Annotated in this window: 11 protein-coding genes and 1 pseudogene; 5 read left to right on the forward strand and 7 right to left on the reverse strand. The window is 70.6% G+C overall.

The window, feature by feature from the left end; genetic code table 11:
• A pseudogene (locus DJ70_RS17800) lies at nucleotides 1-116 on the reverse strand (lycopene cyclase domain-containing protein); the annotation flags it as partial.
• Between the two features lie 110 nt (nucleotides 117-226).
• On the reverse strand, nucleotides 227-874 hold the full coding sequence (gene serB / locus DJ70_RS11490) for a phosphoserine phosphatase SerB (protein ID WP_094533143.1): 648 nt from the start codon (nucleotides 872-874) through the stop codon (nucleotides 227-229).
• Nucleotides 875-990: 116 nt separating this feature from the next.
• Here serB and DJ70_RS11495 point away from each other — a divergent pair, with 116 nt between their 5' ends.
• On the forward strand, nucleotides 991-1179 hold the full coding sequence (locus DJ70_RS11495; RefSeq protein ID WP_094533145.1) for a DUF7554 family protein: 189 nt from the start codon (nucleotides 991-993) through the stop codon (nucleotides 1177-1179).
• 13 nt (nucleotides 1180-1192) lie between these two features.
• On the forward strand, nucleotides 1193-1738 hold the full coding sequence (locus tag DJ70_RS11500) for a 2'-5' RNA ligase family protein (protein WP_094533147.1): 546 nt from the start codon (nucleotides 1193-1195) through the stop codon (nucleotides 1736-1738).
• Between the two features lie 392 nt (nucleotides 1739-2130).
• Here DJ70_RS11500 and DJ70_RS11505 read toward each other — a convergent pair whose 3' ends face one another.
• Together DJ70_RS11505 and DJ70_RS11510 are read right to left on the reverse strand one after the other, a co-directional pair.
• On the reverse strand, nucleotides 2131-3525 hold the full coding sequence (locus tag DJ70_RS11505; RefSeq protein ID WP_094533149.1) for a cytochrome P450: 1395 nt from the start codon (nucleotides 3523-3525) through the stop codon (nucleotides 2131-2133).
• 102 nt (nucleotides 3526-3627) lie between these two features.
• Nucleotides 3628-5250 carry a methyl-accepting chemotaxis protein gene (locus DJ70_RS11510; protein ID WP_094533151.1) on the reverse strand — a complete coding sequence of 541 codons (1623 nt, stop codon included), beginning with the start codon at nucleotides 5248-5250 and terminating at the stop codon, nucleotides 3628-3630.
• Between the two features lie 128 nt (nucleotides 5251-5378).
• Between DJ70_RS11510 and DJ70_RS11515 the strand changes: the two genes are divergently transcribed.
• Complete coding sequence (locus DJ70_RS11515) at nucleotides 5379-7190, forward strand: excinuclease ABC subunit C (RefSeq protein WP_094533153.1); 1812 nt, start codon at nucleotides 5379-5381, stop codon at nucleotides 7188-7190.
• 149 nt (nucleotides 7191-7339) lie between these two features.
• Here the strand turns inward: DJ70_RS11515 and ahbB are convergent, their stop codons facing one another.
• A complete protein-coding gene (gene ahbB / locus DJ70_RS11520; RefSeq protein WP_094533155.1) occupies nucleotides 7340-8458 on the reverse strand; it encodes a siroheme decarboxylase subunit beta in 1119 nt (372 codons plus the stop codon).
• A 70-nt stretch (nucleotides 8459-8528) separates the two neighbouring features.
• Nucleotides 8529-8687, reverse strand: a complete 159-nt coding sequence (locus tag DJ70_RS17440; protein ID WP_179234044.1) for a DUF7317 family protein — start codon at nucleotides 8685-8687, stop codon at nucleotides 8529-8531.
• Between the two features lie 313 nt (nucleotides 8688-9000).
• Between DJ70_RS17440 and DJ70_RS11525 the strand changes: the two genes are divergently transcribed.
• Both DJ70_RS11525 and DJ70_RS17445 read left to right on the forward strand, forming a co-directional pair.
• Complete coding sequence (locus DJ70_RS11525) at nucleotides 9001-10089, forward strand: anthranilate phosphoribosyltransferase (protein WP_094533157.1); 1089 nt, start codon at nucleotides 9001-9003, stop codon at nucleotides 10087-10089.
• 149 nt (nucleotides 10090-10238) lie between these two features.
• A complete protein-coding gene (locus DJ70_RS17445; protein ID WP_179234045.1) occupies nucleotides 10239-10388 on the forward strand; it encodes a DUF7563 family protein in 150 nt (49 codons plus the stop codon).
• A gap of 50 nt (nucleotides 10389-10438) precedes the next feature.
• Here DJ70_RS17445 and DJ70_RS11530 read toward each other — a convergent pair whose 3' ends face one another.
• The gene (locus DJ70_RS11530) at nucleotides 10439-11272 is read right to left on the reverse strand and encodes an NAD+ synthase (protein WP_094533159.1); all 834 of its coding nucleotides are present in this window, start codon (nucleotides 11270-11272) and stop codon (nucleotides 10439-10441) included.
• Between the last annotated feature and the right edge of the window lie 284 nt (nucleotides 11273-11556).

Raw genomic sequence — 11556 nt, forward strand, 5'->3', positions numbered from 1 at the left:
GCGGCCGATCGACGACGGCGGCTCCCCGAATACCGCGGCGCGAGCGCCCACAGCGCCGCGAGCGCGGGGAGGCTGAAGACGAGGTGGAACTGGAGGTACGTCGGCGTGGGGATCACGGAACCACCCGAACGGGGACGGCCATGCCGTGACGTTCGGCTCGGTTCTCATTAATGATCGGCTCCGATTATCCCGATCGGATCCGTCGGCGTGGGCGGGCCGGCGGCGTTCACTCCGGATCCGAGAGCACGCCGTGTCCCTCGAGTACCTTCCCGAGCCGGTACATCGAGGCGACCACCGCGTCACACGCCGGCCTGACCGCCGGCTTCGGGACGAACCCGACCGAGAGTCCCGCTACCTCGAGCATCGGGAGGTCGTTCGCGCCGTCGCCGACCGCGACCGTGGACGCCATCGAAACGCCGAGCTCCGCGGCCAGGTCCTCCAGCGCGTCGTCCTTCGTTCCCTCGATGAGGGGACCCTCCGCCTCGCCGGTGAGCTTCCCGTCCGCCATCGGGAGCCGGTTGGCGAGTATCGTGTCCACCTCGACGCCCTCGCGTTCGAGCGCGCGCTCGACGCCGCGCTCGAAGCCGCCGGTGAGCACCGCGACGTGATGGCCGTCGGCCCGCAGGCGGGTTATCAGCCGCGCCGCGCCCGGCCGGATCCGGACCGCGTCGAACGCCTCGCTCGCGGCGGCCTCGTCGAGCCCGCCGAGCAGCTCCGCCCGGCTGTAGAGGCTCTCCGCGTAGCTGATCTCGTCGTTCATCGCCCGCTCCGTGATCTCGGCGACCTCGTCGGCGACGCCCGCCCGCTCGGCGAGCAGCACCGTCATCTCGGAGTCGGAGAGCGTGCCGTCGAAGTCGAACGCGACCAGGCTCATGTCCACCGTTGGTCCGGCAGGGGTCTTTAAGCGCCTGATCGGCGGTCGGATCGCCCTCCGACCGCCGCCGGCTCGCCTCCGGAGACCTTTTGCCCAGGCCGGGCGTTCCCGCATCCATGACTCGCGCCGAGATCGACGTCGACGACCTCCTGAAGATCGTTCTCGGGCTCGCGATCGTGTGGCTTCTCCTGGAGATCCTCGGAACGGTGCTGGACCTGACGTTCGCGCTGATCGACGCGCTCCCGACGCTGATCGTCGTCGTCATCGTCGTCCTGATCGCCCTACGGCTCGCCGACCGGATCTGAGCGGTCCGATCCAGTGTTCAGCCTCAACGTCCCGCTCCCGCCCGCCGTGGGGCGTCTCGCCGACGATCTCCAGCCGAAACTGTCGGGGTTCGATCGGGTCCGCGACCGGCACACCCTGGTGTGTAAGCGGTTCGGCGTCGACGACGTGTCGGTGGGGATCGACGGTGACGACCCCCCGCCGCGGCCGGCGGCGCTCGAGACCCTCCGCGACCGCCTCCGACGACCCCTCGCCGGCACGTCCCCGTTCGCAGTCGAGGTGGCCGGGATCGACGCGTTCGATTCGCCCGCAGCGGGCTCCGGCCCGGTCGTCTACCTCGGCGTCGAGAGCGAAGCGCTCGTCCGACTCCACCGACGGCTGTGTGCGGTCTTCGGCGCGGTCGACGGGATCGAGGGCGACGCGTACGTCCCGCACGTCACGCTCGCGCGGGGCGGAGGGGTGGCCGACGTGAAACGAATGGTCGACGCCGTCGGCGAGTTCGACCCGATCCGGTGGCGGGTCCACGCGCTCGACCTCTACGACCCCGAGTTCCGCGAGGTCGCCGCGACGATCGAGTTGTAGGGGGTCTGAGGTGGGAGCGGGAGGAGCGGTCGTTGAGAGCGATCATCTACTCGGCACGGTATCGTCTCCGGTGCGATGAACACCGCCAAAGCCCCAGTCGGGAGGACTCGATGCGCTCGCTGCGGTCCTCAGTCGTTCGCTCCGCTCACTCCCTGCGGTCCTTACGTCGCGCGTCTTCGTCCTCCCGACTGCCCCTTTGAATCCCATCCCGCACCGCCCCGCACCTCACGCCTCCCCAGCCTCGCTGCTCACTTCGTTCGCCGCGTCCAGCGAGAATCAAAGATTCTCTGGCAGCCGGCGGCTCCGCCGCCGGCGACCTCGCGGGCTCCTCGTGCCCCTGCGGGGCACTCGGAGGCGCGCCACTGCGTCGTGTCCCTATCACACGGCCTCGCTCACCGCTCGCGGATCCGCATCGGCACCGGGTGGTCCGGATGCATCGTCAGCGACCCCCGAAGCGAGAGGTCGGGCCCCTCGTACGCGAGCTCGTAGCGCGAACAGACGCACGCGAGGATGAGCTTCGCCTCGAGCAGCGAGAACGCCTTCCCGATACAGTGGCGCGGCCCGCCGCCGAACGGGAAGTACGCGAACCGCGGGCGCGCGCTCCGGCGCTCGGGCGTCCATCGGCTCGGGTCGAACGCGTCCGGATCGTCGTACCACCGCGGCGAGCGGTGGACCACCCACTGTGAACACATCAGCGCGGAGCCCTCGGGGATCCGGTAGCCGTCGATCCTCACGTCGAGCTTCGGCTCGCGAAACAGCGTGTAGACCGGCGGGTACAGCCGCATCGACTCCGAGAGCACCCGGTCCGTGAACGTCATCTCTCTGGCGTCTCCGGCGTCCGGCGGCCCCGACTCGGTCGCGGCCGCCGCCTCCCGTTCCACGCGGGCTCGCGCCTCGGGGTGTTTCGAGAGGAGGTAGAAGGTGTACGTCAACGCGAGCGCGGTCGTGTCGTGGCCGGCCAGAAGCATCGTCACCAGCTCGTCGCGGAGGTTCTCGTCGGTCTGCTCGCCGCGGTCGCGCGCGCGCAGGAGGACCGACAGGAGGTCCATCGGCAGGTCGCCGTCCGGGTCGCCCGGCGGGCCGCTCACGGCGACCCCCTCGGAGCCGGCCGGGTCGACGGCGGGGTCGCGCTCGGTGCCCCGCCGCCGCTCGACGATCCCGTCTATCACCGACTCCAGGGTGGCGACGGCGTCGTCGAACTCGCGGTTCTCGCGGGTCGGCACCCAGTCGGGGATCAGGAATCGGCGGGGGTCCGGCTCGAACCGGGCGCCGAGCGGCTCCAGCTTCTCCTGGACCGTCCGAACCTCCTCGTCGGTGACGTCCGCGCCGAACATCGCCGAGACGATGATACGGACGGTGAGCCGCGCGATCTCGAGTTGGACGTCGACGACCTCGCCGTCCTCCCACTCGGCGATCTGTGCCTCGGTGTGGTCGACCATCGTTCCCGCGAGCGCGCCGATCCGCCGGCTGTGAAACGAGGGGTTCGCGAGGGTTCGCTGTCGTCGCCAGGTGTCGCCCTCGCTCATGAGCAGCCCCTGGCCGAGCAGGCGGTCCATCGCGTCGTCGCCGAAGTTCGGCTTGCGATACCGCTCCGCCTCCGCGACGAGCACGCGCTCGATGTCGGCGGGGTTCGTGAGCAGGTACGTCTCGCGCGGGCCGAGGTCGAACCGCACGACGTCGCCGTAGCTGTCGGCGCAGGCGCGCATGAACGAGAAGGGGTCGTCGGCGAACTGGCGGCCGTTGCCGAAGAGGGGATCCCCGATGGGTCCGGGCGGCGTGACGGACATACGATATCTGGGGGCTGAGCGGGGTTAAACGTTCGGCGGCCCGCGTTCCGGGAACTCGAAGAGCGGGGCTTCTCCGCCCGTTCGGCGACGTGTGCCCCGAGGTCAGCGGGCGGCGTCGAGCCGCTCGACCCGCGCTATCAGCTCCGCCACCGCGGCCTCCTGGTCGTCGGTCGCGTCGACGATCCGGTCCGTCGCCGACTCCGTTCGGTCCGACCGGTCGCGGACGCTCTCGAGGGTGGCGGTGAGCTCCTCGACGGTCGCCGCCTGGTCGTCCGTCGTCCGGGCCACCTCGGCGACGCCGTCGGCCGCCTCGTCGACCGCGTCCGCGATCGCCGCGAGCGAGTCGAGGACGGTCTCGATCTCCGCGCCCGCGTCCTCGATGCGCTCGTGTGAGCGCTCGACGGCCGCCGACGTCTCGTCCGACTGCGCCTGGAGCTCGGCGAGGCTCTCGGTGATCGCCTCGGTGTGTCCGCGGGTCTCGTCGGCCAGCTTCTTTACCTCCTCGGCGACGACCGCGAAGCCGTTGCCGTCCTCGCCCGCACGGGCGGCCTCGATGTTGGCGTTGAGCGCCAGCAGGTTGGTCTGTTCCGCGACCTCCGAGATCACCGCGATCACCTCCTCGATGTCGTCCATCCGGTCCGAGAGCGCGCCGACGCTGTCGACCAGCTCGTCGCCGATCGCCACCACGTCCTCCGTCGCCTCGCGGGCGTCACTGCTGGCGTCGAGTCCCTCCTCCGCGGCCGCCCTGGCGTTCGAGGCCGCCGCGTCGACCTGGTCGGCGGTCGCGGCGACCTCCTCCATGCCCGCCGAGAAGGACTGCATCTCCGCGACGCCCTCCTCCAACAGCTCGTTCTGTTCGTCGACGTTCGCCGCGATCTCGTCGGCCGCCTCGCTCGCCTCCTCGACCGTGTCGTCGATCTCGCGGGCCTGCTCCTGGACGCTCCGCGAGAGCGTCTCGAGGTTCTCGGCCATCTCGTTGACGACGTCGACGACCCGGAGCAGGTCGTCGTCGAGCCGCTCGAAGGACGCCTCGTGAGCGATGCGCGCGTCCAGGTCGCCCGCGCCGATCGCCTCGGCGGTTTCCCTGATCTCGGAGACCAGGGCCGCGGTCGCCGCGCGCCCCTCGACGTTCTCCGTCCGGTCGATGACGACCTCCGTGACCCCCACGAGCCCGCCGTCGTCGCCGTACAGCGGCGTCGCCGTGAACTCGATGTGACGTTCGTCGCCGTGACGGTCCACCATCGTGCTCGTGTCGCGGTATCGGTTCCGGGCCGACTCACAGCGCTCGACGTCGTACGCCTCGTCCGCGCTCTCCGGGGCGTCGAGCACCTTGTCGGCGAGGGTGTCGGCGCGGCGGCCGTCCGGGTAGAACAGCTCGGAGACGTGGCCGTGGCCGACCGCCTCGTCGCGTTCGACGCCGGTGAGCGAGACGATCGCGTCGTTCCACTCGGCGACGTTGCCCCCACGGTCGAGGATGAACGTCGGGACGCCCGTCGCGTCGAACACCTGTTCGAAGCCGGCGCCCGCGAGCGTTCCCGCGCGGTCGACCCCGTCCTCGTCGGTGACCCTGTGTCGTTCGTCGTCCCGTCCGTCCGTTCCGGCCGCGTCGTCGGCGCTCGAGCCCGTCTCGCTTGCCGACCCGACGACGACGCCGCCGTCCGGGACCGACCGCGAGCCTCGATCCCGCCCGAACGCGCGCCTGAGGAGCCCTCGAAGTCCCGTCATGTTCGGTTCCCCCTCACCGAACGTGGCATATAAGATCGACCCCCGGAGAATCAAATCTGATACCCGGACTCGCCGGTCGCGGACCCCGCCCGCAGCGTTCAAGCGCGTCCGCCGGCTACGTGGGATCGATGGACGCCGACGCCGTGAGGGCCCGTGCGGCCGATCTCCCGACGGAACCCGGCGTGTACCAGTTCCGGTCCGGGGAGACGACGCTGTACGTCGGGAAGGCGGTAGACCTCCGTGATCGGGTGCGGTCGTACGCCGACCCCCGGTCGGCCCGGATCCGCGGGATGGTCGATCGGGCGGACCGCGTCGAGTTCGCCGTCACCGACACGGAGACTCAGGCCCTGCTGCTCGAGGCCAACCTCATAAAGCGGCTCCGGCCGCGGTACAACGTCCGGCTGAAGGACGACAAGTCCTACCCCCTGGTCGCCTTTTCCGACCACACGGTCCCGCGGATCGCGGTGACGCGCGACCCCGAGGAGGGCGCGGTCGCGTACGGCCCGTTCACGAACAAGGGCCGCGTCGAGACGGTCGTGAAGGCGATCCGCGACGAGTACCGGCTCCGCGGCTGTTCGGACCACAAGTACGCGAACCGCGACCGGCCCTGTCTCGACTACGAGATGGGTATCTGCTCTGCCCCCTGTACCGGCGAGATCGACCCTGAGAGCTACGCGGAGGACGTCGCCGCCGCCCGGCGCTTCTTCGAGGGCGAGACCGGCGCGCTCGCCGACCCGCTCCGCCGCCGGATGGCGGCGGCCGCCGAGAACGCCGAGTTCGAGCGCGCGGCGAACCTCCGCGACCGGCTCGAGGCCGTCGAGGCGTTCCACGGCGAGGGCGGCGAGGCGGTGAGCGACCGCTCCGACGACCGCACCGTCGACGTGCTCGCCGCCGCGGTCGAGGGCGACACCGCCCGCGTCGCGCGCCTCCACAGCGAGCGCGGCCAGCTCGTCGACCGGAGCCGCCACCGGCTCGACACGCCGACGGTGGCGGCGGTCGGCGGCGACGCGGAGGGTGGAGGGATCGACGGCGACGTCGACAGCGACGACGGAACCGCCACCGACGACGCCCACACCCCGGCGGCGGTGCTCTCGGCGTTTCTCACCCAGTACTACGCCGAACGCGAGTTCCCCGACGCGATCCTCCTCGCCGAGCGCCCCGCCGACCCCGACGTGACCGAGTGGCTCGAACGCGAGGGCGTCGCGGTCCGCGTCCCCGGCGCCGGCCGGGAAGCGAAGCTCGTCGAGCTCGCGCTGAAGAACGCCCGAAAGCGCGGCAGCCGCGACGATCCGGTCGGCGCGCTCGCCGACCGCCTCGGGATCGATCGCCCGGCGCGGATCGAGGGATTCGACGTGAGCCACGCGTCCGGGACCGCCGTCGTCGGCTCGAACGTCTCCTTCGTCGACGGGAGCGCGCGGACGAGCGAGTACCGTCGGAAGAAGCTCACCGACCGCAACGACGACTACGCCAACATGCGGGAGCTGGTCCGCTGGCGTGCGACCCGCGCGGTCGAGGACCGCGACGACCGCCCGGACCCGGACCTGCTGCTGATCGACGGCGGCGAGGGGCAGCTCGGCGCGGCTCGCGACGCGCTCGCCGAGGTCGGCTGGGAGGTGCCGGCCGTCGCCTTGGCGAAGGCCGAGGAGCTGGTCGTGACGCCGGACGGCCCGTTGCGATGGCCCGACGACGCCCCGGCGCTCCACCTGCTCCAGCGCGTTCGCGACGAGGCGCACCGCTTCGCCGTCCAGTACCACCAGACCGTCCGCGACGAGGTGAAGACGGTGCTCGACGACGTTCCCGGCGTCGGCCCGGAGACGCGGAAGGGACTGCTCCGGCGGTTCGGGTCGGTCGAGAACGTCCGCGAGGCCTCCCTCGAGGACCTCACCGACGTCGACGGCGTCGGCGACACGACGGCCCGACGGCTGGACGAGCGGCTGTAGCGAACCGGTCGCTCGGCGGTTCCGATGGCGGACAGGCGGCGCCTCCCCTCACCCGGAACGACCGCCGCGCACCCGTCCCCCGTTCCGGGCCTCGTTCAGACCACGGAGGTGGTGGCCGCGGCTTCGGGGATAACCTCTCGTGTCGCGGGTCAGTCCGTACTCTCGTCCGCGACGAGTTCGTCGTAGCGCGCGCCGGTCTGTTTCAGCGTCTCCGTCGAGTAGAGGCGTTCGTGCTCGAAGGGGAGGTGCTCGGCGGCGAGCTCGTCGATCTTCGCGTCGACGGCCTCGGCCTCGCGGCCGTGGATCATCGTGAACAGGTCGTACTCCCACCCCTGCTCGGGGCGGCGCGGCCGGTGGTAACAGAGCGTGACGTACGGGAGGCTCCCGACCGCCTCGCCGCGCGCGTCGAGCTCGTCGTCGGGCACGTCCCAGACCACCATACAGTTGTTCGTGAACCCCGTGACGACGTGGTTGACGACGCAGCCGATCCGCTTGATACAGCCGTCCGCGAGCAGGCGCTCGACCGCCGCGAGCACGTCGTCGACGTCGGCGCCGATCTCGCTCGCCATGTCGGCGTACGGGGTCGCGGACAGCGGGAAGCCGTCCTGGATCGCGACGAGGAGATCGGCCTCGAGCCGGGTGAGATCGCCGCGAGCGTCCTCGGAGATGCGGGTGGCCGACACATTCGTCCCGGGCGCTCGCGGGTCGCTTCGCTCCCCGCTCGCGGAGTTCGAGGCGCTTCGCGCCTCGCCCGACTCCCTCGCGAACCGGTCGCCGTTGACGACGGGGAACTCCAGGTCGATGTAGTAGTCCGTCAGCATGGGGAGGTTCAACACCGCACAGCCGGTCCGCTCCTCGATCTCCGCGAGGATCGCGTCGCGCCTCTCGCGGGAGCCGGCGGTGACGACGAACCACTGGTTCCACTCGTGGTCCCGGCGGTAGTTGTGGTTCACCTGCCGGTAGCCGTTTATCACCTCGGCTATCTCGTCGAACCGCTCTTCCGGGGCCCGGACCGCGGCGAGCGTCGAGGAGCCGATGACGGGCGGGTTGAGCACCGCGCCGAAGCGGCGGAACACGCCCCGCTCGCGGAGGTCGCGGACGCGGTCGAGGATCCCGTCGGCGTCGACGTCGACGCCCGTCTCGGCCGCGATCTGCGCGGCGACGCGCTCGAACGGGCGCGACTCGACGGGGAAGTCGCTCTGGTAGTCGTCGATGAGGACGGCGTCGACCGGGTCGAGGTCGGCCCGCCAGTCGGCGTCCAGACTCATTGCCGGTACCAGGGGCCGCGCGTACGTACCGGTTTCGGAGACCGAGCGGGTCGACCGGAAGCCGAGCGTCTCAGTCGTCGGCGAGGGTCCGGGAGGAGACCGGCGCGAACGCCCGAGCGCTCTCCTCGAGCTGTTCCGCGGAGCAGCCGCCGACGGTTGCGGCCTGCTCGAGGGTCAGCGTGCGGGAGCGATACAGCGTGAGTGCGGTCGCCACGGATTTGGACGTCATCGGGTACGATCGCCAACTGACTGGACGCACATATAGTTCTAACGTATCTTGCGACCTATTGTAGCACCTCTGAACACAGAGTTTGTTCGGATATGCTATTAATACGCTCAAAACATTCCATTCGATCCGTTCTGGTGTGTGGTGGAGTAACATGGAACCGCCGGGACGCGCTCCGGCGAGCGTCGCGTCGGCTCGGGCGCGCCGGGAGCCGGGAGCCGCTTTCCCGATCGCATCGGGCTCCCGCTCCGTCCGCCGTTCCCGTCGCGTGGGAGTCGAGCGGGAGGCTTTTCGTTCGAGAACCCGAACGGCGCGTATGGCTCAGGCGACCCAGGAGTTCGGCGAGTGGCCCCTCAAACGGCTGATGACCGAGGTCTGCGGCTCCGGGCACAAGTCGGCCGACGACCTGACGCGCGCGCAGGCGACGGAGGCGTTCGAGCGCATCCTCGCGGGCGAGCCCGACCCGACGACGCTCGGGGCGTTCTGGCTCGCGAACCGCTGGAAGCGGAACACGCCCGAGGAGCTGGGCGCGTACGTCGACGTCATGTGCGACCGGGTCGAGTACGCGGAGCCCGACTGCGACCCCGTCGACTGCGGCGCGAACTACGACGGAAAGGGCCGGACCGCGATCCTCGGCGTCGCGGCCGGGGCGGTCGCGGCCGCGGCGGGCACGCCCGTCGTCGTCCACTCCGGCGACCGCGTCCCCACCCAGAAGCAGGACGCGTACAAACACGTTCTCGAGGAGCTCGGCGTCCACACCGAGTTGACACCCTCGGATTCGGCCGACATGGTCGACGAGACCGGCTTCGGCTTCTACTACCAGCCCGCGTTCAATCCCGCGATCGACGACCTGTTCGAGCGCCGCGACATGATGGGCGTCCGCACGTTCGTCAACACGATCGAGACGCTCGCGAACCCCGCGGGCGCGTCGGTCCACCTCGGCTCCTTCTACCACCTCGCGTTCGCGAAGAAGGTGGTCGACACGTTCGTCGCGAGCGAGTTCCACGACCTCGACCGCGTCCTGATGTTCCAGGGGATGGAGGGGTACGACGACGTGCGACCGGGGTACACCAAGGTGGCCGAGTGGGACGCGGAGGGCGACGACGCAGGATCGGAGGGCGCGTCCTTCGACGACTTCGAGATCGAAACCGCCGAGTACGGGATGGACCTGGAGGAGGCGGACCTCGCCGTCGACGACGTCGCCGCCGAGTCGGCCGCCATCACCGAGGAAGTCCTGGCGGGCGAGCGCGACGGGGCGTTCGCCGACGCGGTCGCGGTCAACGCGGCGCTGCGGATCTACGCCCGCGAGGACGCGGACTCGATCGAGGAGGGGCTCGAGATGGCGCGCGCGGCCGTCGACGACGGCTCCGCCCACGAGGTCCTCGAGGCGCTTCGCGAGTTCTGAGCGCGCGGCCGAAGCCGGCCTCCTCGACCCCTCACGCGACCGTTTCCGGCGATCCGGGTCGAATTTGGGACGGAATTCGGAAAGGCGTCTTGAGTCTCTGGTACCAAGGGAACGTGTACCGAACATGACCCACGATACCCCCCTACACCATGCCGACGTGTGAGCACTGCCAGGCGCACGTCTCCGAACGGTTCGTCCGGGTGTTCGCGGACGCTCGCGGTCGGATACACGCGTGTCCGAACTGCTCGGCGAACGCCGGGATCGCGGAGGTCGCGAAGGAGCGGGCCCACGACGCCTGATCGCGACCCGGAGGGCGCGTGGTCCGGCCGCCGACCCGGAACCGACGTCGTTACCGCTCCGGTGCCGGCGGCATCGACCGCTTGTGCGCGCTTCGCTCGTACAGCTCGACGACCCGATCGACGGCCTCCTCGGGGAGATCCAGTTCTCGAACCGTCGCCGCCCGCGAGAGCCCGCCGTCGACGTGGACCGCGAGGATCGCGTCGACGGTGTCGTAGTCGAGACCCAGCTCCTCGGCGTCGGTCTGTCCCTCCCACATCCCGGCGGTCGGCTCCTGCATCACGAGGTCGCGGGGGACGCCGACGTGGGCGGCCAGCTGGCGCACCTGCTGTTTGTAGAGGTTGCCGATCGGGTTGCAGTCGACGGCCTGGTCGCCGTACTTCGTGAAGTAGCCCGTCATCGCCTCCGCGCGGTTGCCCGTCCCGAGCACCACCCGGTCCTCCGCGTTGGCGACGAGGTAGTTCAGGACCGCGCGGGTCCGGACGTACACGTTTCCCGCCGCCGTCCGGTCCTCGGCGGCCTCCGGGAACGCCGCGAAGAAGGACTCCGCGATCGGCTGGATCTCCACCACGTCGTACTCGATCCCGAGGTCGTGAGCCACCCGCTCGGCGTCGCTCATCACGTCCGGGTCGTTCACCTCGGAGGGCATCGTGATCCCGTGGAGCCCGTCCTCGCCGAGCGCCTCGACCGCGAGGTGGGCGGTGAGCGTCGAGTCGATCCCGCCCGAGAGCCCGAGGACGGCCCCCTCAGCGCCCGCGTCGTCGACGATCTCGGCGATGAACGAGACGATGCGCTCGCGCGCCGCCTCCAGTTCCGCCTCCGAGAGCCGCAGGTCGATCGGGGGATCCTCCGACAACAACACTGACTGCTCCGGCGTCTGGCTCATGGACGAAGGCAGGGGCCGAGACGACTAATAGCTCCCCGTTCCCGCCTCGAAATGGACGTTCGTCGATTTTATACCGATCGGTGTGGCGGGTTGATGATCGATACCCGATCGAAACGATCGTCCCGCGGTCGGCGTGCGCCGCCGGGCGCCCCGCAGGGCGCGAGGAGTCCGCGCGAGGTCGCCGGCGCGACGCGCCGGCTGCCAGAGAATATCCGATTCTCGCTGGAGGCTGCGGCCCGGAGCGGCGTGCCCGCGACGGCCCGCCCGCCGAGGCTGGGGAGGCG

The organism is Halorubrum halodurans, assembly GCF_002252985.1.
Lineage (GTDB): Archaea > Halobacteriota > Halobacteria > Halobacteriales > Haloferacaceae > Halorubrum > Halorubrum halodurans.